The sequence below is a fragment of the Caulobacter henricii genome, from assembly GCF_001414055.1.
GTDB lineage: Bacteria > Pseudomonadota > Alphaproteobacteria > Caulobacterales > Caulobacteraceae > Caulobacter > Caulobacter henricii.
The window spans coordinates 1,266,536-1,290,010 of the sequence record NZ_CP013002.1; the positions used below are offsets into that span (position 1 = coordinate 1,266,536).

At 64.7% G+C, this 23,475-nt stretch carries 16 protein-coding genes; 10 read left to right on the top strand and 6 right to left on the bottom strand.

Annotated elements, in window-relative coordinates; genetic code table 11:
- The first annotated feature begins 1 nt into the window (after position 1).
- Positions 2-907, top strand: a complete 906-nt coding sequence (locus AQ619_RS05965) for a haloalkane dehalogenase (RefSeq protein ID WP_062145437.1) — start codon at positions 2-4, stop codon at positions 905-907.
- Between the two features lie 160 nt (positions 908-1,067).
- Here the strand turns inward: AQ619_RS05965 and AQ619_RS05970 are convergent, their stop codons facing one another.
- The gene (locus tag AQ619_RS05970; RefSeq protein ID WP_062145439.1) at positions 1,068-2,735 is read right to left on the bottom strand and encodes a sulfatase-like hydrolase/transferase; all 1,668 of its coding nucleotides are present in this window, start codon (positions 2,733-2,735) and stop codon (positions 1,068-1,070) included.
- A gap of 122 nt (positions 2,736-2,857) precedes the next feature.
- Between AQ619_RS05970 and AQ619_RS05975 the strand changes: the two genes are divergently transcribed.
- Positions 2,858-3,271, top strand: a complete 414-nt coding sequence (locus tag AQ619_RS05975; protein ID WP_062145441.1) for a hypothetical protein — start codon at positions 2,858-2,860, stop codon at positions 3,269-3,271.
- Here the strand turns inward: AQ619_RS05975 and AQ619_RS05980 are convergent.
- The gene (locus AQ619_RS05980) at positions 3,228-3,881 is read right to left on the bottom strand and encodes a 2-hydroxychromene-2-carboxylate isomerase (protein WP_062145442.1); all 654 of its coding nucleotides are present in this window, start codon (positions 3,879-3,881) and stop codon (positions 3,228-3,230) included. The two genes, AQ619_RS05975 and AQ619_RS05980, sit on opposite strands and share 44 nt — an antisense overlap.
- A gap of 95 nt (positions 3,882-3,976) precedes the next feature.
- On the opposite strand from AQ619_RS05980, the gene AQ619_RS05985 reads away from it, so the two are divergent.
- The 3 genes from AQ619_RS05985 (at position 3,977) to AQ619_RS05995 (ending at position 7,982) form a co-directional block, all read left to right on the top strand.
- Positions 3,977-5,116, top strand: a complete 1,140-nt coding sequence (locus AQ619_RS05985; RefSeq protein ID WP_062145445.1) for a glutathione S-transferase C-terminal domain-containing protein — start codon at positions 3,977-3,979, stop codon at positions 5,114-5,116.
- A gap of 81 nt (positions 5,117-5,197) precedes the next feature.
- Positions 5,198-5,581: a DUF4345 family protein gene (locus AQ619_RS05990; RefSeq protein ID WP_062145447.1), complete on the top strand. Its 384-nt coding sequence runs from the start codon at positions 5,198-5,200 to the stop codon at positions 5,579-5,581.
- Positions 5,582-5,597: 16 nt separating this feature from the next.
- A complete protein-coding gene (locus tag AQ619_RS05995; protein WP_062145449.1) occupies positions 5,598-7,982 on the top strand; it encodes an arylsulfatase in 2,385 nt (794 codons plus the stop codon).
- On the opposite strand, the gene AQ619_RS06000 is transcribed toward AQ619_RS05995, so the two are convergent.
- From AQ619_RS06000 to AQ619_RS06010, 3 genes are all read right to left on the bottom strand, one after another.
- Positions 7,979-9,094 carry a hypothetical protein gene (locus AQ619_RS06000; RefSeq protein WP_062145451.1) on the bottom strand — a complete coding sequence of 372 codons (1,116 nt, stop codon included), beginning with the start codon at positions 9,092-9,094 and terminating at the stop codon, positions 7,979-7,981. The genes AQ619_RS05995 and AQ619_RS06000 overlap by 4 nt on opposite strands.
- Before the next feature lie 134 nt (positions 9,095-9,228).
- On the bottom strand, positions 9,229-10,752 hold the full coding sequence (locus AQ619_RS06005) for a tryptophan halogenase family protein (RefSeq protein WP_062145453.1): 1,524 nt from the start codon (positions 10,750-10,752) through the stop codon (positions 9,229-9,231).
- Between the two features lie 99 nt (positions 10,753-10,851).
- Positions 10,852-13,620, bottom strand: coding sequence for a TonB-dependent receptor (locus AQ619_RS06010; protein ID WP_062145455.1), 2,769 nt, complete (start codon positions 13,618-13,620; stop codon positions 10,852-10,854).
- Between the two features lie 369 nt (positions 13,621-13,989).
- On the opposite strand from AQ619_RS06010, the gene AQ619_RS06015 reads away from it, so the two are divergent.
- Both AQ619_RS06015 and AQ619_RS06020 read left to right on the top strand, forming a co-directional pair.
- A complete protein-coding gene (locus AQ619_RS06015; RefSeq protein ID WP_236849538.1) occupies positions 13,990-15,768 on the top strand; it encodes an alpha-amylase family glycosyl hydrolase in 1,779 nt (592 codons plus the stop codon).
- Positions 15,744-17,387 carry an alpha-amylase family glycosyl hydrolase gene (locus AQ619_RS06020; RefSeq protein WP_166504324.1) on the top strand — a complete coding sequence of 548 codons (1,644 nt, stop codon included), beginning with the start codon at positions 15,744-15,746 and terminating at the stop codon, positions 17,385-17,387. Before AQ619_RS06015 ends, AQ619_RS06020 begins: the two co-directional genes overlap by 25 nt.
- Positions 17,388-17,565: 178 nt before the next feature.
- Here AQ619_RS06020 and AQ619_RS06025 read toward each other — a convergent pair whose 3' ends face one another.
- Complete coding sequence (locus AQ619_RS06025; protein WP_062145460.1) at positions 17,566-18,579, bottom strand: LacI family DNA-binding transcriptional regulator; 1,014 nt, start codon at positions 18,577-18,579, stop codon at positions 17,566-17,568.
- Between the two features lie 113 nt (positions 18,580-18,692).
- On the opposite strand from AQ619_RS06025, the gene AQ619_RS06030 reads away from it, so the two are divergent.
- The 3 genes from AQ619_RS06030 (at position 18,693) to AQ619_RS06040 (ending at position 23,459) form a co-directional block, all read left to right on the top strand.
- The gene (locus AQ619_RS06030; RefSeq protein ID WP_062145462.1) at positions 18,693-20,735 is read left to right on the top strand and encodes a glycoside hydrolase family 97 protein; all 2,043 of its coding nucleotides are present in this window, start codon (positions 18,693-18,695) and stop codon (positions 20,733-20,735) included.
- Positions 20,736-21,012: 277 nt separating this feature from the next.
- A complete protein-coding gene (locus tag AQ619_RS06035) occupies positions 21,013-22,515 on the top strand; it encodes an MFS transporter (RefSeq protein ID WP_166504150.1) in 1,503 nt (500 codons plus the stop codon).
- A complete protein-coding gene (locus AQ619_RS06040; RefSeq protein WP_062145467.1) occupies positions 22,515-23,459 on the top strand; it encodes an alpha/beta hydrolase in 945 nt (314 codons plus the stop codon). The genes AQ619_RS06035 and AQ619_RS06040 overlap by 1 nt, the downstream gene beginning before the upstream one ends.
- Positions 23,460-23,475: the final 16 nt, after the last annotated feature.

The following is a 23,475-nucleotide window of genomic DNA, read 5'->3' on the forward strand; positions in this document are numbered from 1 at the left end:
TATGCAGGTTCTGAGGACGCCGGATGAACGCTTTGCGGGTCTTTCTGATTGGCCGTTTGCGCCGCACTACGCGACGATCACCGACGCTGACGGAACCTCGCTTCGCCTGCACTATGTAGACGAAGGGCCGCGCGAGGCTCCGGTCGTGCTGCTGATGCATGGCGAGCCGTCCTGGGCCTATCTGTATCGCAGGATGATCTCGGGCCTGATCGCCAAGGGCTATCGGGTGGTGGCCCCGGACCTGATCGGCTTTGGTCGCTCGGACAAGCCGACCGTTCGCACGGACTATACCTATGAGCGCCATGTCGCCTGGATGAGCGCCTGGCTGACCCAGATCGATTTGGAGGGGGCGACCCTGTTCTGCCAGGACTGGGGCGGCCTGATCGGGCTGCGTCTCGTCGCGGCCTTCCCGGAGCGCTTCGCGGCTGTTGCGGTCGGCAATACCGGCCTGCCGATCGGGACAGGCTGGACGGACGGTTTCAAGGCCTGGCTCGAGTTCAGCCAGAACACGCCGGTCATGCCGATTGGTCTGATTGTCAATATGGGCACCGGGCGTGACCTGACACCGGAGGAGATCGCGGCCTATGACGCGCCGTTCCCCGACGAGAGCTTCAAGGAAGGCGCGCGCCAGTTCCCCACCCTGGTGCCGGTCACCCCCGAGCACGGCTCGGTGGCGGAGAACAAGGCAGCCTGGGAAGTCTTGTCGGCCTTCGACAAGCCGTTCCTGACCACCTTCAGCGACGGCGATGCGGTGACCAGGGGCGGGGAGGCGATCTTCCAGGCCAAGGTGCCCGGCGCTGCGGGCCAGCCGCATGTCATCGTTTCTGGCGGTCACTTCCTGCAGGAGGACTGCCCGGAGGTTCTGACGGATCTGATCGACGGCCTGGTCCGTCGCGCCCACGCCTGAAGGGCGAGCATCACCGCATCACGGGTCTGGCAGGGCAGTTGAACATCCGAACCAAGGAAGACCTCACCCCCTAGACGGCGGATGTTTCGCCACCGCCAGGCAGACAAAAGCCCCGCCCTTGCAAGAAGGGCGGGGCTTCTTCTTTGGAGCGGACCGGAGCTTAGTTATTCCAGAAGATGAACTCGTCGGACGGTTTATCGGGGGCATTCAAGGCGTGGTCGATGCTGATCGCGCCGCGTAGCAGCGAGGGCCACATCGCCTTGATGTTGGTCTTGTCGCGCTCGGCGATCAGGGCCTTCAGTTCGGCCACCTTGGCAGGATTGACGGTCGCCAGGTTCCTGCGCTCGGTCGGATCCACGGCCAGGTCGAACAACCAGAGCTTTTCGGGCTGGTTGTCCGGCATGGTCAGGACCTGCAGCTTCCAGTCCCCCGCCCGGACCATCCGGTAGTCGCCGGAGCGCCAGAACAGGGCTTCGTGCGGGCGCGCCGGATTTTTGCCCGTGAGATGCGGGATCAGATTGACCCCATCAATGGCGCGATCGGTCGGCACGGCCGCTCCAGCGGCTCCGGCCGCTGTCGCGAACATGTCGATGTGGCCGACCGGACTTGAGAAGCGCGTTCCGGCCGGCAGGGCCTTGGGCCAGCGCATATAGTAGGGAACGCGGATACCGCCCTCGAAGAAGGTGGCCTTCCAGCCGCGGAAGGGACTGTTGATCTGCGGCAGGCCGACATAGTGCGCACCGCCATTGTCGCTGGTGAAGACCACCAGGGTGTTGTCGTCGAGGCCCTGGTCCTTCAGCGTCTGCAGCACCCGGCCGACATTGCGGTCGAGGTTCCGAACCATGGCGCCATAGACCCGCAGCCGGTGGTCCTTGATCTGGGGCAGGGCGTCATAGTCAGCCTTGGGAGCCTGCAGCGGTGTGTGGGGTGCGTTGTAGGCCAGGTAGAGGAAGAAGGGCTGGTTCCGGTTGGCCTTGATCGTGGCGATGGCCTGATCCGACAGGTAGTCGGTCATGAAGCCCTTGGCCTTCATCATCGGCTGACCGTTGTACTGCACGGTGTAGGGCAGGTTGGCCCACAGGAACTTGTCGATCGGGTCGAAGTCCTGCTTTGAATTGACGACGCCCGGATCGTTTTCCGGCAGGAACATTGAGGCCCCCGCGATGAAGCCGAGGCTTTCGTCGAAGCCCTGATCCTCGGGGCGTGAGCCCTTGGACCCGCCCAGGTGCCACTTGCCCAGATGCACGGTGTGATAGCCGCGCGTCTTCAGAACCTCGGCAATGGTCGTTTCGGACGCGGGCACGGCCAGTTCGTCCATCGGCGGCATGTCCTTGGCCTGCTCGCGATTGAAGTGCGGCGGATGCAGGGTGCCAGGGGTGCGGAAGCTGCCAACCAGACGCGAGAAGCCGACCGGTGTCGGGGTGAACTCGAAGCCGAACCGGGTCGGATAGCGGCCGGTCATCATGGCTGCACGCGAGGGCGAGCAGGTGGCATTACCGGAATAGCCGTTGGTCAGGTCGACACCCTGCTGGGCGATCGAGTCGATGTTCGGCGTCTTGACCACGCCGCCGACGCCGCCGCCGTTGAGGCTGACATCGTTATAGCCCAGGTCGTCGGCCAGGATGAAGATGACGTTGGGCGGGCGTTGTTCTGCCGGCACCGTGGCCTGATCGGGGCCAGGCTGCCAGGCGATCTGCCGGTTGTCGGTGCCCTTGGGCACCATCAGACGCCCGATCTGATAGATCAGGAAATCGCGACCCAGCCATGCGCCGGTCAACAAGGCTGCCAGCACGGCCAGCGCCACACCCGCCCACTTCAGAATTCGCATGCCGGAGGCTCCCTAGGGTCACCAGGCTTTTCGCCCGTTCTTGGTGGGAGTATATATTGACATAATGCGTGCCGAAAGATGTGATCGTGCGACAAAATCATTCTGGCCCGGTGAGTGACCCGATGCGATGGATTCCGACGGCAGTGCTGGCCCTGATGGGGCTGATCAATCTGGGACGCGGCGCGATCCATACCTTCACCGCCGATGGCGGAGCCCGCTCGATCGCGGGTCTGGATCTGTCCTCAAACCGCGAAACCATCGTCTCGTTTCTGGCGACACTGGGCCTGGTCCAGATGGCCAAGGGTGTGTTCGAACTCTATGTCGTGGCGCGACGCCGGGATCTGGTGGCGCTGTTCCTGGCCATGCAGACCGTCGATACCCTGCTGGCGGTTGGCAATCTGTACTTCTGGCGACCCTTGCCCGTCACGGTGCCCGGACAGCCGTTCAACCTGGTTCTGCTGTTCGTCCAGATGGCCGCCCTGGCCCTGGCTCTCAGGTCCTCGCCTTCAGTCCCTGCTGCTCGAGCCGCCACTTGAACTGATCGAAGCGGTCCTGGCCGAAAAAGGCTTCGCCATTGAAGGCGATCATCGGGACGCCATAGTGACCCGCTGTCCGCTGGGCGACCTGGCTGGCTTCCACGATAGTGGCCAGACGGTCGGCCTCCTGGTCCGCGATGGCGGACAGGGCGGCCCAGTCCAGACCGGCGCGCTCCGTCGCGCGCGCCAGATGGTCACCCTCGTGCCAGTTGTCGACTTCGCCGCTCCAGATCAGATGGCTGACCTGCGTCAGGAAAGGCAGTCCACGGCCGAGTTCGGCTGCCGCCACGCCAAGATGGGTCAGGCGATGGATATGGGGCTGCTCCTTGGGATAGGTGCGGGTGGCAAAGTCCATCTTGACCGGGTCGGGGATGGGCCAGCGGAAGGGGAGGCCGAGAAAGGCCGCCTCGCGATGGATGTCCTGCATGAAGTAGCTGAACCACAGCGGGTCGCGGGTCTCGAAAAACTCCGGAGTGCGAACAGCCAGCGGATAGACCGGGCGGATGTTTCCGACCACATCGAACTCGCGCTCCAGCGCCGTCAGGCGGTGGGTGATCATGTAGGAATAGGGCGAGCGGAAGGACCAGTAGAGGTCATAGGCCAGGGTCATGGTCTCAACTCCCGCCATCTTGAAATAGTGGCACTGTTAGTGCGATTATATCCGCAAAAAGGGCGCGGTCCACCGTTCCTGCAGGGGAGGCGCAATTGACCTACAAGCTCTATGGCACGCCGGGTTCGCTCTACACCGCCAAGGCGCGGTCCTATCTGATCAAGCAGGGCATCGGTTTCGAGAACCGGTCCGTCGGCGAGGCGAGGTTCCGGTCCGAGATCGTTCCCCGGATCGGTCGCTGGATCATGCCGGTCCTTGAGGCCCCTGACGGATCCCTGATCCAGGACGGCTCGAACATCATCGAGACCCTGGAAGCGCGGGGCGAGGGGCGCTGGGAAACCTTTCCCGACACGCCGCGTCACCGCCTGATCGGCCAGATCTTCGAGCTGTTTGGTGGAGAGGGGCTGCTGCGGCCGGCCATGCACTACCGCTGGAACTTCGACGACCTCAACCAGCCCTTTCTTCAGCGCGACTTCGTGGCGACCCTGGCTCCCGGAGCAACCCGGGAAGAAGGGGAAGCTGTCTATGCCAATGCCAGCCGGCGCATGCGCGCGGCGATGGCGTCATTCGGAGTTTGTGACGCTTCCATCCCGATGGTCGAGGCGGCCTATGAGCAGTTTCTTGAACTGTTCGACGCCCATCTGGAACATGCACCCTATCTGCTCGGGGGCAGGCCGACGATCGGCGACTATGGCCTGATTGGCCCGCTCTATGCCCATCTGGCGCGGGATACCCATCCGGCCGGCTTGATGAAGCGGCGGGCCTATCGCGTCTGGCGCTGGGTCGAGCGCATGAACGCGCCGGATCTCGACTCGGGCGACTACGGCAGTCCCCCGCCACAGCTCTTTGCCGATGACGGCGTCCCGCAAAGCCTGATCGATCTCTTGCAGTTCATCGCCGAGGACTATCTGCCCGACATCAGCGCCCAGGTCGGCTTTGCCCGTCAGTGGCTGGAGGCGCGGCCGGAACTGGAAACCGGGACCAATGGCCTGGCCCGTCCCGGCGACCGGGTCCTGGGGAAGGTCGCGTTCGACTGGCGCGGAACGCCCATTGAGGTCGCGGTCATGCTCTACCGACTCTTCCTGCTGCAAAAGGTCCAGGACGCGGCTGGTGGACCCGGAGAGGCGGAGGTTGAGGCCCTGCTGCAGACGACTGGATTGGCGTCCCTGCTCACCCTGAAAACCCAGCGCCGGGTGCAACGGCAGGGGCATGTGGAAGTCTGGGGCGAGCCCTAGCCAGGCCCCGACAGCGACGGCCCTTGCTATCCCAATAAAGTGGCAGTTATATTGCCACAATAATTCGGACAGGGCGGACCTATGCAAAAATTGACACGTGGCCTGGTTGGCACTGCGGGTGTTCTGGCCCTGCTGATGGCGGTGGTCTTCTGGCTTCGGCCGGCGGAACTGGGCGGCAAGCTGGGCCTCGAACCGGTTGGCGCGCTGGGCCTGGCGTCGTTGCGGGCTGATCTGGGCGGCTTCTTCGGCGCAGCCGGTGTCTTTGCCCTGCTCGCGGCCGTCCGAAATCGTCGCGATCTGCTGCTGGTGCCGATAACCCTGATCGGCATAGCCCTCGCCGGCCGGATGCTGTCGCTTGCCCTGACAGGCTTATCGCCGCCCCTGATCCAGCCGATTGTCGTCGAAGCGGTCCTGCTTGCGATCATGGTCCTGGGCTATCGCGGCCTGAACAAGTCCTCGGTCTGAGCCTCGGAGACGGGTCATGGATGACGACAACAAGCCGAAGATCGACCGCCGTTCGCTGCTGCTCGGCGCGGGGCTGGGCGTCGTGGGTACGGCAACGGTCGCTGCCGGTGGAGCCGCGATCAAGTCGGCCACCAGCGGGATCATCACCCCCAAGGCGGTCGGCAAGGGCAAGCCAGCGCGCATCGGCCTCTCCTTCAAGGACTCGCGGCCCGCCCAGGCCGATGAACCCAAGGCTCCGGCCAATGCCCCCAATGTCGTGGTCATCATCCTCGACGATGTCGGGTTCGCCGATCTGGGCTGCTATGGCGGGGAACTGAAGACGCCGGCCCTAGACGCCCTCGCGGGCAGGGGGCTGCGCTATACCAACTTCCGCACCACGGCCATGTGCTCCTGCACACGGGCGGCCCTGCTGACAGGGCTGAACCATCACTCCGCCGGCATGGGCTGGCTGGCGGACATTGACAGCGGCTATCCGGGCTATCGCGGCGACCTGACCCGCCAGAACGCGACCCTGGCCGAGGTTCTGGTGGAGTCCGGCTGGTCGACCTTCCTGCTCGGCAAGTGGCACGTCAACAACGCTGATCACTCGGGACCGACGGGACCGTTCCACAACTGGCCGACCAGCCGGGGCTTTGAGAGGGCCTACTGGTACCAGGGCCATTCCAGCGACCATTTCCATCCCGGTGCCCTCTATGAGGGGACGGCCCAGGTCGAGGCCGGCGGAGAGGGCTATTATCTTTCCGACGACCTGGCGCAGCGCGCCGTGACCTATCTGCGCACCCAGCAGCTGATGAGTCCGGACAAGCCGTTCTTCCTGCAGCTGGCCTTCGGCGCGGCCCATTCACCCCTGCAGGCCAAGCCTGCCGATCGGGATCTCTACCAGGGCCAGTTCGAGGCCGGCTGGGACGAGATCCGAAAACAGCGCCTGGAACGCCAGAAGGCCCTCGGCCTGATGCCGCCGGAAACCCAACTGCCGCCACTGTCACCGGGGGCAAAGCCCTGGGCCGAGCTGACGTCCGACCAGAAGCGGCTCTATGCCCGCTACATGGAGGTCTATGCCGGCATGGTTACGGGCGTTGACCGCGCGATCGGGACGGTGATGTCCGAGCTCGAGGCCATGGGCGTGCGGGACAACACACTGGTGGTGGTTTTCTCGGACAACGGGGCCTCGGCCGAAGGAACCGAGACGGGCACGCCCAACCTGTTCGGCCCGGCCTTCGGGCGACCCGCGTCGGAAGCCGATGCCCTGGCGCTGTACGACATCATGGGCGAGGACGGCACTTTTCCGCACTATCCGATTGGCTGGACCAATGCCTCCGGCACGCCCTATCGGCTCTACAAGCAGAACACCGCCCTCGGCGGCGTGGCCGACCCTCTGATCGTCTCCTGGCCCAAGGGCGTGAAGGAGAAGGGCGGGGTTCGGAAACAGTTTGTCCACGTGGTCGATCTCTATCCGACCCTGCTGGACGCCTGTGGCGTCAGCCGGCCGGAGCTCTACCGCGGCGAGCCGCAAAGGCCGCTGGAAGGGGCCAGCGTCGCGCCGACCTTCGCCTCGTCCGAGGCCGCGACCCGGACCGATCAGTATTATGAGCTCGGAGGCTATAGGGCCTTCCAGGAAGGCAACTGGCGGCTGGTTGCCCAGCACCAGAGGGGCAAGCCCTTCGAGGAGGATCACTGGGGCCTCTACGACACCGCCCGTGATCCCAACGAACTGCAGGACGTCTCGGCCGAACATCCCGAGGTCGTGGCGCGCCTCCGGGACAAGTGGGACAAGGCCGCCGTGGCCCATGATGTCCTGCCCCTGGATGACAGACCGCTGCTGCTGAAGCTGGTTCAGACCCGTGCGGCCAAGCTGCGCAAGCGCTGGGACATTCGACCGCCGATTGATCCGATCCCGACGGACGTCTCACCGATTGTCTGCGGGCTGAGCCACTCCCTCGAACTGGAGCTGTCCAGACCACAGGGGGACGAGGACGGCGTCCTGGTGGCACATGGCTCCATGCCGGCCGGCTATGTGCTCTATATCGACAAGGGGCGTTTGATCTACGAGACCAGCCTCGTGCCCTGGCGGGAGATCATTGCCTCGCCGGCCCGGCTTCCGCGGGGCGACATCAAGGTCAAGTACGAGCAGACCATGACCTCCCGCCCGTTCGAAGGTCGCGGCGCGCTGTTCGTGAACGGCCGAAAGGTCGCGGAACGCAAGTTTGACCGTGTGCTGTTTGCCCCGGGCTATGACGGCTTCTGCGTCGGAGCCGACCACGGCAACCGGGTGTCGCGCACCTATGAGGGGGCAAACCCGTTCAAGGGGCAGATACGCCGCGTTCTGATCGATGTCGACACCGCCGCCATGAAACCGCTGGAGATCATGCGGTTCATGAAGGCCATGAGCATCAGGGTCTAGAACTGCGAGGGATAGACCTGCTGGGTCTTGCTCGGATTGTAGGATGAACCCGGGCAATCGACGGCGTAGCGGGTCGCCGTTTCACGTAGATAGGGACCTCGGCCGGTGACGCCGTTCAGGGCAGCGCAGGATACGGCGGTCTTGTAATTGACCGACCCGTCTTCGCTGAGCTCGGCCATGAACTGGTCGAAGGCCAGATCCAGGAGGCCGCGCGTGGCAGCCATGCGCCGGGCATGACCCGACAGAGCGCTGGTGGTTTCACCATTGGCGGAGGTCGGGCGGGCAATGGGCGCGGGCCCAGCGGCGGCACCGGCCGCCGTGATGGCTCCACCGGCCAGCATGGCTTCGAGATCCGTGAAGCGCCCGCTGGCTCCGCCGACGGCAACGGCGGTGGCAAAGGCGCTGGCGAAGCCGGCGGGCGCGCGCTCAGCGCCGCCGATCTGGCCGGCCTCCACGGCACCGACCAGGCCGGCATAGGGTGCGTCGGCAATGGAGACGGCCAGGCTCTGGTTCACATAGTAGCCCAGGGCGACGCCCTTGAGCACGCCACCGACCGGCGCGATGACCGCGTCCTTGGAGCTGGCGATCGGACCGCCCAGGACCGTCCGGGCCATTTCCGGCGTGATCCCGGTCCAGGCCGCGCGATAACTGGTCTCGACGGTGGATTCCTTGACCAGCTCGCCTGTACGCCAGCGCACCAGCCGGAAGGTCACCCTGGCCGAGGCCAGCTTGTCGGTGCCCAACCAGAGGCTCGGGCCGCGCAGGTCATCGAAGCGGACATAGAGCATGTAGTCCCCGTCCAGACGGCTCGGGGCCAGCATCTCGGCGCGGTCCAGGTGCCGGGACAGGGCTTCGACCACCTGCACGCGGGTCGGGCGGGTGGTGACCACGGCTCCGCCGTCGAACCAGCGGAATTCCGGAGCGCCTTCGACTGCCTGCAGTGAGACATTGCGGAAATAGGGCTTGTGCGGAGAGGCCTTGGCCACGGCGACCGGCGGCATGGCCGGTTGGCGCAAGGCCCGGACATCGTCCGCGCTGGCGCAGGCACCCAGCAGGAGGGCTCCGCCGGCCAAACCGAGCAGTGCCTTGTAGGGCTTGGACGTCGTCGCCATCGGAGGTCTCCAAAATCGCTTCGGAGCATGCCTCGACAACCTTAATGGGCCCTTGCGCCCGAAAGGGACGCACGAGGCAAAAAACGGCCTCCGTCGGGCAGGTCCGGCGGAGGCCTCAGGGGAGATGATGTGAACTAGGGTCGGTCGGCCGATTGCGCGCCGGAAGCACAATGGCGCGCGATGAAGTCTGCCTGATCTGGCAGACCGTCGACGGCGCGGGCCATGATCTGGCGCAAATTGGTCATGTAATCGTCGAGCTGGGGATCGGTGACCTGGCGTGTCAGCGGATGCACGGCACCCGGAAGCACGCCCTGTCCGATCAGGACCTGGATCCAGCTGGCCTCCTTGAAGAGGTCATCCTCCTGGCTGAACACCCGGCCGGACTGGGCGAAAAGCTCCATCCTGGCCTTCAGTGTGTCAGGGATGTCCATGGCCTTGCAGGCGCGCCAGAACGGCGTGTCCTCGCGGGAGGTGGCCTTGTAGTGCAGGATCAGGAAGTCGCGGATGTACTCGTATTCCAGGGCGGTCTGGCGATTGTACTCTGCGATCTCGACGGCGTTGAAGTCCCTGTTGGGGAACAGCGCGACCAGGCGGCTCAGGGCTGACTGGACGAGATGGATGCTTGTCGATTCCAGGGGCTCCATGAACCCGCTCGCCAGGCCCATGGCCACGACGTTCTTGTTCCAGAACTGCCGGCGCCGACCGGTGGTGAAGTTGAGCTGACGCGGCTCGGCCAGGGGTGCGCCATCGAGATTGCGCATCAGGACGTCGGTCGCCTCGGCCGCGCTGATGTGTTCGCTGCAGAAGACATGGCCATTGCCGGTGCGGTGCTGCAGCGGGATGCGCCATTGCCAGCCCGCCTCGCGAGCCGTCGCGCGGGTATAGGGCAGAAGCGGTGTCGCGGAAGCGCAGGGCACGGCGATGGCACTGTCCATCGGCAGCCAGCCGCGCCAGTCGTCATAGCCGGTCTTCAGGGTCTCTTCGATCAGCAGGCCACGAAAGCCCGAGCAGTCGATGAAGAACTCGCCTTCGACGCGGCGGCCGTCCTGCAAGGTCAGATCGGTGACAAAACCTGTCTCGGAGTGCTGATTGACGCCGACGATGCGGCCCTCGACCCGCCGGACGCCCTGGGCCTCGCTGTAGCGCCGCAGATACTTGGCATAGAGCGCGGCATCGAAGTGAAAGGCGTGGACAAGGCCTTCCAGATAGCCGCCGCCGGCCTGCTGCAAGCGGTCGAACTTGCCGGCCCGGGCCGCCCGCGCATTCAGGGAATAGTCCCAGAGGCTCTCGTCGTGCCCCTGCAGACGGCGTCGGTTCCAGTAGTGATGGAAAGCCGCCATGCCCAGGGGACGGCCCACCGGACCAAAGGCGTGCAAATAGGACTGGCCGACCGTATGCCAGTCCACAAACTCGATACCCAGCTTGATGGTGCCGTGGGTCGCCGCGAGAAAGTCGTTCTCGTCCAGGCCGAGAAAGCCGTTCAGCAGCTTGATGGCTGGGATGGTGGCTTCGCCGACGCCGACCGTGCCGATCTCGTCGGATTCGACCACAGTGATCGCAACCGTCGAGCCCAGGGCTCGGGAAAGCATGGCAGCGCTCATCCAGCCGGCTGTGCCGCCGCCGACAATGGTTAGGGACTTTAGCCCGCCGTCCGTCATCACTGTCCCGCCCGGTTCGCCCCTGGTGGGGTCTCTCATAAAAAAGCCCCCGCCAGATCGCTCTGGCGGGGGGCTCGCAAGTTGGGGATGGATTACAGACTAGTACCGGTAGGAAACGCCGAACATGTAGGTCGCGCCGTACTTCTGATAGTCGATGGTCTGGCGCTGATCGTTGTTGTCGTAGGTCTTGAAGGGCTCGTTGGTGATGTTGTTGGCTTGCACCAGCAGCGACAGGCCGTTCAGGGGGCCTTCACGGAACTCGTAGCCGATCTGGGCGTCGAGGACCGACTCCTCATTGACCGTCCGGAAGATGCGCGCGGCGCTCAGGCCGGCCACTTCACCCAGGAACTTGCCGCGATAGCGGTTGCTGATCCGGGCGTTGAAGCCGTCCTTCTCGTAGTAGAAGGTCGTGTTGATGACCTTCTTGGACAGGCCCGGGATGGTGATCGGCTTCTGGCCCTTTTCCAGCGTGACTTCGCTGTCGGTGAACGAGCCGCTGATGATCAGGCCGAAGGGCTTCAGCGGTTCCCACAGCAGGTCACCCTGCAGCGAGGCCGACAGTTCCAGGCCGCGGATGAAGCCGCCGTCGCCGTTATCCGGACCCGAGACCAGGCCGATCTTGGTGCCCAGTTGCGACTGCTGGGCGCTGCTCAGCAGGAACAGGTAGTCCGAGAAGTCCTTGTAGGACGAGGAGTTGGAGTTGACGAAGTTCGACAGCTCCTTGTGGTAGACGGCGGCCGAGATATAGGCCGAACGACCGAAGTACTTCTCAACCGAGACGTCGACGCCGTCAGCGATATAGGGCCGCAGGTTCGGGTTGCCGCCGTTGGCGCTGAAGAACGAGTTGTTCGGATCGGTCGAAGCCAGACGCGAGGTGTTGAGGTTGAACGACTGGCTGGCGCGCAGTTCGTCCATCCGGGCGCGGGCCAGGGTGCGGGCAGCACCCAGACGCACGTACAGCTCGTTACCCATGTCGAACGTCAGGTTCAGGCTCGGCAGGGCGTAGGTGTACTTGGAGCCGTCATCGGTCACGGTCGGTGCGGCCGGATTGGCCGGGTTGACTGCAACACCCTTCGAGAACTGGTCGGTGCGAACGACCTGCAGACCGAAGTTGCCCTTGACCGGGATGGAGCCGGCCTGGGTGTCGACGTCGAACTTGGCATAGGCCACCTGGACGTCTTCACGGACCGACCAGTTCCGCGTCTGAACGGCCGGGTTCTGGTCGGCGATCAGGGTGTAGAAGCCGTTCTTCAGCAGGTAGGTCGGATCATAGGCCAGCATGGCCTTGATGCCGATCAGATCCAGATTGGCCACGCCAACGATCGCAGCTTCGGGGATGGCGCGGCTGAGCGGCGCACCCTGGGCGATACGGCCACCAAGGGTCAGGAAGCTTTCGTGGACTTGCTTGTCCTTTTCGCGACGGCTGAAGTTCACGCCGACCTCGACGTGGCTCAGCGGACCCCATTCGAGATCATGTTCAGCCGAGAAGCGGGCCGCCGACAGTTCGTCGGTGATCGAAGGGGTGTTGTAGAAGCCGGCCTGGGTCAGGGCACCGCCAGCAGCACCACCACCCCAGCCTTGCGGGTCGGTCAGCACGAACAGGTTGCGGTTGGTGTAGTCCAGGGTCGAGGCGAAGGTCGTGCCGGCGCCGGGCGTGGTCGTGAAGCCCAGGGTGTCGGTCGCGCCGACGCCGTTGGGGCCCGTACCCGAATAGGATTCGAAGATCACGTCGGTGCGTTCGGCCGACGAGTAGCTCAGGTCAGCAACCAGGCCCCAGCCGTTGTCGGTCTGGTAGTCGACGTTCCAGCCGGCCGACTTGAGGGTCGTGTCCCGGGTGTTGAGGTCGTTACGCATCACGCCCTTGACGCCCGCGAAGGTGCCCTTGGTGATCAGGCCGGCTTCGGTGGTGCGGGTGGGCTGCAGCGAAGCCGACGACCACTGCAGGGGCAGTTCGATGCCGCGCAGGATCTGCTTTTCCGCGAACTCTGAATAGTACAGGTCCAGCGACGTGCTCAGCTTGTCATTGGGCTTGTATTCCAGAACGCCGATGACGCCGGTGCGCTTCAGGTTGTTGGACTGGTTGTAAGGCTTTGCGCCGCCGATCACGCGGTCGTTGGCCGCATTGATGGTCGGATAGCCCCAGGCGTTGAAGCGGCGGCTCTGGGTCGGGGTCGAAATGTCCGAGACGGCCACGGCCACGCCGACCGTGTCATTGGCGAACTGGTTGACATAGGTGGCGCTGATCCGGTGGCCGGTGTCCTTGGCGTCCGGGTTCAGCTTGTCTTCGCTGTTCATCTCGTAGCGGGCATTGGCCGACAGGATGCGCTTGCCGTACTTCAGCGGACGGATCGTCTGCAGGTCGGCGGTGCCGGACAGGCCCTGGCCGATCAGCGAGGCGTCCGGGGTCTTGTAAACGACCACGCCCGAGAGGATTTCCGAAGGATACTGGTCGAATTCTACGCCGCGGTTGTCGCCGGTCGAGACCTGCTCGCGGCCGTTCAGCAGCGTGGAGGTGAAGTCCGGGCCAAGGCCGCGGATCGAGATGACCTGGGCGCGGCCGTCGAGGCGCTGTGCGGTCAGGCCGGGCAGGCGGGCCAGGGATTCGGCGATCGAATTGTCCGGCAGCTTGCCGATGTCTTCGGCCGAGATCGCTTCGACGATCGAGGTCGAGGTCTTCTTCAGTGCGATGGCGTTTTCGATACTGGCGCGAATACCGGTGACGACAATGGCCTCGACGGCGGTGTCATCGGCCGGCTTGGCAGCGGCTTCTTGTGCCTGGGCCATTCCGGCCGAGGCGAGCGCCAGAGCCAAGCTGGTGGCTGCGCTGCTCATCAGACGCGCACGATTGCGCTGAGTTCTAGAGTTCATGGTCTCACCCTCCCTGTATCGGCTCTGCGCGTTTCTGACGCTGCGGTCGGAGCCGTTGCCGCAAATTACTGCAAATTAACGCGGTGTAATCAACACAAAAAAACGCAAACCTGTCATCAGCGCAAGTCCGGGCGACGTGTTTGTGGCCGTCAGTGATGCAAAATTGCAGCGGGTGGGGACTGCCTTGCGGCCTTTCCTGCAAAGGCCTGGCACGCTTGCGATTGACAGTCGGTCAAGTCGGCTGCAAATTTATGCAAATTATTGCAATGATCCTGACCGGAAATGGCGGGATCATGCGGATAGGGGGAAGCGATGTCTGCCTGGGGATCCCGGCGACTCCGGCTGATCGTCATGGCGGCGGGGTCAGTCATGACGGCGACTGCCGGCGGTGCCGCGGTGGCTGCCCCTGTGTCGGCCGGCTATCTGCAACGCAAGGCTTCCGATGAAGTGATCTACTTCGTCCTGCCTGACCGCTTCGCCAAAGGCGATGTCCTCAATGATCGCGGTGGTCTGTCCGGCGGTTCGCTGGTCACGGGCTTCGACCCTGCGCGCGCCGGGTTCTACCATGGTGGCGATCTGAAGGGCCTGACCCAGCGCCTCGACTACATCCAGGGGCTTGGCGCGACGGCGGTCTGGCTGGCCCCCATTTTCCGCAACAAGCCGGTGCAGGGCGCGCCCGGCCGCGAATCGGCAGCCCATCACGGCTACTGGATCACGGACTTCACCGACGTGGATCCGCACTTCGGCACCCGCGCCGAGTTCAAGGCCTTTGTCGATGCCGCCCATGCTCGCGGGATGAAGGTCTATATGGACATCATCGCCAACCACACGGCGGACGTGATCCAGTATCGCGAGTGCCCGGCCAATGACTGCGCCTATCGCAGCAAGGCTGACTATCCCTATTCGACCCGGGGCGGCGTCTCGGGAGCGGCGATCAATAGCGGTTTTGCCGGCGACGGTGTCGGCACGAAGGCGAACTTCGCCCGGCTGACGCGACCGGACTATGCCTATTCCCCCTACGTCCCGGCCTCCGAGAAGACGGTCAAAAAGCCCGACTGGCTCAACGACCCGGCCTACTATCATAACCGCGGCGAAAGCACGTTCGCGGGCGAGAGCTCGCAGCAGGGTGATTTCGCCGGTCTGGACGATCTCTTCACCGAGCACCCCCGCGTGGTTCAGGGCCTGATCGATATCTACGGTCAATGGATCGACGACTTCGGGATCGACGGCTACCGGATCGATACAGCTCGCCATGTCGAGCCGGCCTTCTGGCAGGCCTTCATTCCGGCCATGCAGGCCCGCGCCCGGGCCCGCGGCATCGAGAACTTCCATATCTTCGGCGAAGTGTTCGACACTGATGTTGCCGCCCTGGCCCGCCATACCCGTGTCGACGGCTTTCCGGCCGTGCTGGATTTCGCCGTGCAGTCGGCCATCACCGACATGGTCGCCGGCAAGGCCGGCACAGACCGGCTGGCCCGGGTCTTCGCAGGCGATGTCCTTTACGAAGGCGGTGCGGCGACCGCCCTGCAATTGCCGACCTTCCTGGGCAATCACGACATGGGCCGCTTTGGGTACTTCGTGCTGAAGGCCAATCCGGGGATATCGGATGCCGAACTTCTGGACCGCGTGACCCTTGGCCATGCCTTGATGATGTTCTCGCGCGGCGTGCCGACAATCTATTATGGCGACGAGCAGGGCTTTACGGGCGACGGCGACTATGCCGACAGCCGCGAGGACATGTTCGCCAGCCAGGTCGCCAGCTACAATGACAACCGCCTGGTCGGTACGACTTCGACCGGCCCGTCTGATCGCTTCCGCACTGACGGCGCGCTCTATGGCCGGATCGCCGGCATGGCTGGGATTCGCAAGGGACATCCGGTCCTGCGGTCCGGCCGTCAACTGGTTCGTAACCAGGGTGACAAGCCAGGCCTGCTGGCCTTCTCGCGACTGGCGGACGGGGTCGAGTACCTCGTGGTCTACAATACGGGCTCCGTACCGGTCACAGCCCAGGTCGAGGTCGAGACGTCCTCTGGCCTCTGGCAGTCCGTGCATGGCGTCTGCGCCGGGGCGTCCAGCGCCCCCGGCAGCTATCGGGTCGAGATCGGCCCGCTCGACTACAAAATCTGCGTTTCCAAGGGGCTACAGTGACGGTCAAGGTTCTCTCACGTCCGGCTGTGGAGTCTGCGTTGGACGCCGAATGGTGGCGCGGCGCGGTCATCTACCAGGTCTATCCGCGCAGCTTTGCCGACTCGAACGACGACGGCGTCGGCGACCTGCCGGGCATCACGGCGCATCTCGAGCACATCGCCTCCCTGGGCGTCGACGCCATCTGGCTGTCGCCGTTCTTCAGGTCGCCGATGAAGGACTTCGGATATGACGTGTCCGACTATCTGGATGTGGATCCGATTTTCGGCACGCTCGCCGATTTCGATCGCCTGATCGACAAGGCCCATGCCCTGGGCCTGAAGATCATCATCGATCAGGTGTTTTCGCACACCTCCGACGAACATGCCTGGTTTGAAGCCAGCCGCCAGAGCCGCACCAACCCCCATGCCGACTGGTATGTCTGGGCCGACGCCAAGCCGGACGGGTCTCCGCCCAGCAACTGGCAGTCGGTTTTCGGAGGTCCGGCCTGGACCTGGGATGCCCGGCGCGGCCAGTACTACATGCACAACTTCCTGGCCTCGCAGCCACAGTTGAACGTGCATCTGCCGGCAGTGCAGGACGCTTTGCTGGCGTCAGCCAAGTTCTGGATGGATCGCGGCGTGGACGGTTTCCGCTTCGACGCCATCAATTTCTCGATGCACGACCCCGAGCTCAGGGACAATCCTCCCCTGCCGCCGGGCGGCAAGCGGACCCGGCCGTTCGACTTCCAGGACAAGATCTACAATCAGGGACATGCCGAAATCCCGGCCTTCCTCAGCCGGCTGCGGGCCCTGACCGATGCTCACGGTGGCCGGTTCTCGGTGGCCGAGGTGGGCGGCGATCATGCCGACCGCGAAATGAAGCTGTTCACCGCCGGCGAAGACCGGCTCAACAGCGCCTATGGCTTTCTCTATCTCTATGCGGAGCGGCTGACGTCCGAGATGATCCGCCGGGGCGAGGCCATGTGGCCTGGCGAGCCCGGCGAAGGCTGGCCGTCCTGGACCTTCTCCAATCACGATGCGCCCCGTGCCGTCTCACGCTGGGCGGAGGGCCGCGATCGCAAGGCCTTTGCCGAAATGGCGATGCTGCTGCTGGTGTCCCTGCGCGGCAATGTCTTCGTCTATCAGGGCGAGGAACTGGGCCTGCCCCAGGCCCATGTGCCGTTCGAGCGTCTGGTCGATCCCGAAGCTATCGCCAACTGGCCGCAAACCCTGGGGCGCGATGGTGCCCGCACGCCCATGCCCTGGTTGTCCGCAGCACCGAACGCCGGCTTCTCGGCTGTCGAGCCGTGGCTTCCCGTCGATCCCGTCCATCTGCCGCTGGCCGTGGATGCGCAGGAGGCCGATCCGGCTTCGACCCTGCAATTGGCTCGCCGGCTGATCGCCCTGCGCCGGGCCTATCCCGCCCTGCGGACCGGCAGGTTGGGCTTCGTCGAGACGAATACACCCCTGCTGATCTTCGAACGCGGTGAGGGCGGCCAGGCGCTGCTCTGCGCCTTCAATCTGGGGCAGGAGTCCGTCGCCTGGTCGCTGCCGGAAGGCTGGGTGATGGTCGAGGGGGTCAACCTGGCCCAGGATGGCGTCATGCCGCCTTGCGGTGGACTGCTGGCGCGGCGCGTCTAGTGGGCTGTCTGGTGTCTATCAAAACCCGCTCTCACCGGCTAAAGCCGGGGCCCAGATCCCGCCTGAGCGTCCTGGGATGATGCGCCTTCGGCCTCGGCTCAAGTCTACCACCCCTCCGGGTTGGATCGGGGTCCCAGCTTTCGGCGGGATGAGCGGAGAAAACCACGGTCTTGCAGGGTCAGCCCCCGCAGCTCTCGCGGATGATCAGATCAGTGGGAACCCGCTCGGAGCGACTGGCCTTGTCCCCACTGGCGTCGAGCAGCTTGGAGACCATCAGTCGGCCGGCCTTGGCAGTGTCCTGGGCAATGGTGCTGAGGGCCGGGCTGCTGTAGCGGGCGAAGGGCACGTTATCAAAGCCGACCACCGAAACATCGCCGGGCACCGACAGGCCGGCGAGCTTCAGGGCGCGAATGGCCCCCAGGGCGATCAGGTCCGATGCGGCGACCACGCCGTCGAACGGCACGCCGCGATGGATCAGGGAGTCGATCGCGGCCTCAGCGGACTCGACCTCGAAATGGGCCGGGACGATCAGGTCCGGATCGATGCTGAGCTTCTGGTGCTCGAGGGCGTCCAGATAGCCACGATGGCGCTGCATGGCTTCGGGCGCTTCGGTGTCGCCGAGGAAGACGATGCGCTTGCGGCCCAGACGCGCCAGATGCAGCGTCGCCCGGCGTCCACCCATCGGGTTGTCGGAGCCGACCGAGCAGTAGTTCTGGTCCGGAAGCTGAGCGCCCCAGACCACGAAGCGTCCTTCGGTCTCGGAGAGGCGGTTGAAGGCCGCGTGCAGCGAGCTTTGCCCCAGGAAGATCACACCCTCGGCTCGGCTGGTGGTCATGGCCACCGACAGGTCCTCGAAATTGGCCGGCGCGATATGGCTGAGCAGGACGTCGCAACCGCGTTCGCTGGCCGCCTCGCCGACACCGGCCAGCAGTTCCAGGAAGAAGGGGTCGGACATGCCGCTGTCGCGACCCTGGGGGCGGGGAACCACGATAGCGATCGTCGCCTCGGCTCCGATCGGGCCCGCAGGCATGTAGCGGCGGAACGGGTAGTCCATCTCGCGCGCCAGCTTCCAGATCGCCTGCTTGGTACGCTTGTTGACGGCCGGACTGTCGTTCAGGGCCCGCGAGGCGGTCGAGATCGAGACGCCAGCCATCTTGGCGAGGTCTTCAAGTCGGGTGACGCCCTTGCTCATGCGGGGGACTCATCGCCTGCAAAATTTGCCGCAAAAGTTTTCATAAGCCCCTTTAGGCCTCGCCAGCCCAGCTTGGCAAGTCCGGGCCGGGCCCCGAGTCACGGAGTGTTCTGATGCTGTTTCGACTGGCCCTGGCGGCCTGGCTTCTCGTCATTGCGCCCGCCGTTGCGGCTCCATCCGCCAAGCTCGAGTCGCCCGACAAGGTGCTGTCGGTCGAGTTGACCACCGATGGCGATGGCCGCCCCAGCTATGCGATCAGCCGGCTCGGCAAGCCCGTGATTGCGCCATCCCGTCTGGGCTTCATTCTGGTCGATGCGCCGAAGCTGGAGAGGAACCTGACCCTGGCCGGCGAGGCGACCCGCCGCTTCGACGAGACCTGGGAGCAGCCGTGGGGTGAGCGGCGCTTCGTGCGCAATCGCTACAATGAACTGCGCGTGACCCTGGCCGAGAAGAACGGCCTGCAGCGCCGGTTCGACGTGGTGTTCCGACTCTATGATGATGGTGTCGGCTTCCGCTACGAGTTCCCCGATCAGACCAATCTCAAGACCGTGAAGATCGGCGAGGAACTGACCGAGTTCAGCCTGGCCGAGCCGGCGACGGTCTGGTGGATCCCCGCCTATGAATGGAACCGTGAGGAATATCTCTATCACCGCACGCGGGCGGAGGAGGTCGGTGACGCCCAGACCCCGATGACGGTCCGAACCGACAATGGCCTCCACATCGCCTTTCATGAAGCGGCGCTGGTCGACTATTCCGGCATGAACCTGACTCGGGTCGAGGGGCGGCGCTTCAAGGCCGCCCTGACGCCGGGCGTGGGCGGGGCCAAGGTCGAGCGCACCGCGCCGTTCCCGACCCCCTGGCGGACCCTGCAGATCGCTGACACGGCCGGAGGGCTGGTGACCTCCAACCTGATCCTCAATCTGAATGAGCCCAATACCCTGGGTGACGTCTCCTGGGTCAAGCCGATGAAATATGTCGGTGTCTGGTGGGAGATGCACCTCGACAAGAAGACCTGGGCCTCGGGGCCCAAGCACGGGGCCACGACGGAGAATGCCCTCAAGCACATCGATTTCGCGGCCAGGCATGGTCTCGGTGGCGTGCTGGTCGAGGGCTGGAATGTCGGCTGGGACGGCGACTGGTTCGGCAATGGCCAGGATTTCAGCTTCACCCAGCCCTATCCGGATTTCGACCTCAAGCGGGTCACGGACTACGCGCGCGACAAGGGCGTCGTGTTGATCGGGCACCACGAAACCTCGGCCAACGCTGCCCACTATGAAAGCCAGATGGAGGCCGGGTTCGACCTTTACAAAAAGCTCGGCGTGACCGCCGTGAAGACCGGCTATGTCGCCGATGCGGGCCAGGCCAAGGTGATGGGCCTGGACGGCAAGGTTCACTTCGCCTGGCACGAGGGCCAGGACATGGCGCGCCACCACCTGAAGGTCGTCACCGAAGCCGCCGAACGCCAGATCGCCATCAATGCCCATGAGCCGATCAAGGACACCGGCCTGCGCCGCACCTATCCCAACTGGATCTCGCGGGAAGGCGCGCGCGGCATGGAGTTCAGCGCCTGGGGCCAGCCCGGCAATCCGCCCGAGCACGAGACTAACCTGATCTTCACCCGCATGCTGGCCGGCCCGATGGACTATACGCCCGGCATCTTCGGCATGAAGACCAAGTCCCCCGACGGCGTCGCCACCACCTGGGCCAAGCAACTGGCGCTGTATGTCACGATCTACAGCCCCATCCAGATGGCCGCCGATCTGCTGGAGAACTATGAGGCCAATCCCAAGCCCTTCAAGTTCATCGAGGACGTGCCGACCGACTGGGCCGAGACCCTGGTCCTGAACGGCGAGATCGGTGATTTCGTCACCATCGTCCGCAAGGATCGCAAGAGCGACGACTGGTACCTGGGCGCGATCAGCGACGAGGAGGGGCGGGTGCTGACGGCATCTCTGGGCTTCCTGGAGCCCGGTCGGCACTACAAGGCCCAGATCTATCGCGATGGCGACAAGGCCGACTGGAAGACGGCGCCGCAGGATATCGTCATCGAGGAGCGCGAGGTGACCGCAACGGATGTCCTGACCCTGCGTTTGGCACCTGGAGGCGGTCAGGCGATCCGCTTCATGGCGGCCAGCAAGGGCAAGCCGCGCCAGTAGGGTGCCCCCCGGACTTCCCGACTGGAGACGGGAAGTCCGGGCGATGCGATGCAAATTTATGAGAATTTTTGCAGTTTGCGTCTGGATCCGGAGGCGGGGAGCCCCGGCTTGAACCACAAGGGGCGTTGACTGCGACCTCGATTGCGCTTGAAAAGCCTCGCAGTATGGGAATTCTCGATTGCGCGGGGCAGGGCGCCGTGCGCAAATATGCCGACTGACGACTTATGAAAAAACTTGCGCATCATCGGCACGAACCGGTGGGCGGGTGGGGAAGCGGATGACCAAGGCCAAGCTGAGTTTCTTCCAGATCTGGAACATGTGCTTTGGATTCTTCGGAATCCAGATCGGCTTTGGCCTGCAGAACGCCAATACCAGCCGGATCTTCCAGACCCTCGGCGTCGATGTGAACCATCTGGCGATCCTGTGGATTGCCGCACCGGCGACGGGCCTCCTGGTCCAGCCGATCATCGGCCATTTCAGCGACAAGACCTGGGGCAGGATGGGGCGCCGGCGGCCCTACTTCTTCTGGGGCGCGATCCTGACGACGGCCGCCCTGGTGGTCATGCCCAATTCGCCCACCCTGTGGGTCGCAGCCGCGGCCCTCTGGATCATGGATGCCTCGATCAACATCACCATGGAGCCGTTCCGGGCCTTTGTCGGTGACAACCTGCCCGATGAGCAGCGCTCGACGGGCTATGCCATGCAAAGCTTCTTCATCGGTCTGGGCGCGGTTCTCGCCTCGGCCCTGCCCTGGATGCTGACCAACTGGTTCCAGGTCGCCAATACCGCGCCGGCCGGCGAGATTCCGGACTCCGTGCGGATCGCCTTCTATGTCGGCGGGGCCGGCCTGTTGCTGTCGGTGCTCTGGACGGTCTTCACGACCCGGGAATACAGCCCCGAGCAGCTGGAGGCCTTCGAGGTCGCGGCCAAGGGGGAGGCGGCGGTCAGCGCGGCGTCAACGCCCGAAACGGGGCCCTTCGGGCTGATCGGGGGGTTGGGTCTTGCGGCCGGCATCGCTCTGGCAGCCGGGGTCTTTGCCACCGGCCTGGAGAAGGAACTCTATGTTCTGGCCGGCCTGCTCGGAGGCTTCGGTCTGGCTTGCCTCGCCGCCGGCGCGCTGAAGGGCCGGGGCGGCGGTTTCTCCGAGGTGATGGGCGACTTCATGGCCATGCCGACCACCATGCGCCAGCTGGCCCTTGTGCAGTTCTTCTCGTGGTTTGGCCTGTTCGCCATGTGGATCTACACCACGCCGGCCGTGGCGGCCTTCCACTTCCATGCGACCGACGCCAGCTCGAAGGCCTATAATGAGGGAGCCGACTGGGTCGGGATCCTGTTCGCCGTGTACAATGGCGTGGCCGCCCTGGCCGCACTTTTGATCCCGTTCATGGTTCAGGCCACCAATCGCCGGGTCAGCCATGCGGTCTGCCTGGTGCTGGGCGCGCTGGGCCTTCTGTCGTTCCTGGTGATCCGCGAGCCGGGCCTGCTGTGGATCGGCATGATCGGCGTCGGCTTCGCCTGGAGCTCGATCCTGTCGGCACCCTATTCGATCCTGGCTGGGGCGCTGCCGGCCCGGAAGATGGGCGTCTTCATGGGCATCTTCAATTTCTTCATCGTCATCCCCCAGCTGCTGGCCGCCACCGTGCTGGGCCTGCTGCTGAAGACCTTTTTCGACGGTCAGGCGATCTATGCCCTGGTGCTCGGGGCGGCGGCTTTCCTCGCGGCCGCCGTCGCCGTGTTCGCCGTCACGGATCCGGACGAAGCCAGGTCTAAGGCCGGCTGATGGACCGTCGTCACTTCCTGACCTTGACCGCAGGCGGGCTGTTGACGGCCGGAGCCAGCCAGGCCCGGGCGCTGTCCAGCGGCCGGCTGGTCGAGTATCCCGCCTTCGCGTCAAAGCATGTTGATGCCCGTCGCGTGACCGTATGGCTGCCGGAGGGCTATGACGCCTCGGCCGAGCCCTTCGGCGTGCTCTACATGCACGATGGGCAGAACCTGTTCGAAACCACCCATGCCCCTTTCGGCGAATGGGGCGTGGATGAAGTCCTGTCGGGGATGATGGCGCGCGGCGAGGCTCCCCGGACCCTGGTGGTCGGGGTCTGGAACACACCGAAGCGCTATGTCGAATACGGCCCGGCCGCCCTGGTGGATGCCGTGCCAGAGCCGACGCGCTCCGTCCTGAAGGCCCAGGCCAGGGCTCCCCTGGAATCGGACGCTTACCTAGCCTTCCTCGTCGAGGAGCTCAAGCCGTTCATCGACCGGACCTATCGCACGCGGCCTAGCCGTGAGCACACCAGCCTGATGGGCTCCAGCATGGGCGGTCTGATCTCGCTCTATGGCGGGCTGACCTATCCCGAGATATTTGGCGCGGTCGGTTGCGTCTCGACCCATTGGCCGCTCGGCAGTGGCGAAGGGCCCGGGGTCAGCCGCGACCAGTGGCGAACCGATGTTCTGAGCGGACTCACCACCTATCTTGAACGGGCCCTGCCGAAGCCGTCAGGGACGCGGTTCTATTTCGATTATGGCGACCAGAACCTCGATTCCAACTACGCGCCCTATCAGGCCCGGGTGGATGCGATCTTTGCCGCCAGGGGCTATCGGCGCGGGCGGGATGTCGAAAGCCTGGCCTTCCCGGGTGCCGATCACAACGAGCCGTCCTGGAACCGTCGCCTCTCCATTCCGCTCAAGTTCCTGCTCAATGCCCCCGCCGTTTCAGCGGCCCCCTGACACACACCGTCCCATC

Coding starts and splice junctions, on each gene's coding strand:
- AQ619_RS06000 (WP_062145451.1), bottom strand. CDS start 9,094: ATGGCGACGACGTCCAAGCCCTACAAGGCACTGCTCGGTTTGGCCGGC.
- AQ619_RS06015 (WP_236849538.1), top strand. CDS start 13,990: ATGACGGCGACTGCCGGCGGTGCCGCGGTGGCTGCCCCTGTGTCGGCC.
- AQ619_RS06010 (WP_062145455.1), bottom strand. CDS start 13,620: ATGAACTCTAGAACTCAGCGCAATCGTGCGCGTCTGATGAGCAGCGCA.
- AQ619_RS05975 (WP_062145441.1), top strand. CDS start 2,858: ATGCGATGGATTCCGACGGCAGTGCTGGCCCTGATGGGGCTGATCAAT.
- AQ619_RS06035 (WP_166504150.1), top strand. CDS start 21,013: ATGACCAAGGCCAAGCTGAGTTTCTTCCAGATCTGGAACATGTGCTTT.
- AQ619_RS05990 (WP_062145447.1), top strand. CDS start 5,198: ATGCAAAAATTGACACGTGGCCTGGTTGGCACTGCGGGTGTTCTGGCC.
- AQ619_RS05995 (WP_062145449.1), top strand. CDS start 5,598: ATGGATGACGACAACAAGCCGAAGATCGACCGCCGTTCGCTGCTGCTC.
- AQ619_RS05970 (WP_062145439.1), bottom strand. CDS start 2,735: ATGCGAATTCTGAAGTGGGCGGGTGTGGCGCTGGCCGTGCTGGCAGCC.
- AQ619_RS06025 (WP_062145460.1), bottom strand. CDS start 18,579: ATGAGCAAGGGCGTCACCCGACTTGAAGACCTCGCCAAGATGGCTGGC.
- AQ619_RS05980 (WP_062145442.1), bottom strand. CDS start 3,881: ATGACCCTGGCCTATGACCTCTACTGGTCCTTCCGCTCGCCCTATTCC.
- AQ619_RS06005 (WP_062145453.1), bottom strand. CDS start 10,752: ATGACGGACGGCGGGCTAAAGTCCCTAACCATTGTCGGCGGCGGCACA.
- AQ619_RS06040 (WP_062145467.1), top strand. CDS start 22,515: ATGGACCGTCGTCACTTCCTGACCTTGACCGCAGGCGGGCTGTTGACG.
- AQ619_RS05965 (WP_062145437.1), top strand. CDS start 2: ATGCAGGTTCTGAGGACGCCGGATGAACGCTTTGCGGGTCTTTCTGAT.
- AQ619_RS06030 (WP_062145462.1), top strand. CDS start 18,693: ATGCTGTTTCGACTGGCCCTGGCGGCCTGGCTTCTCGTCATTGCGCCC.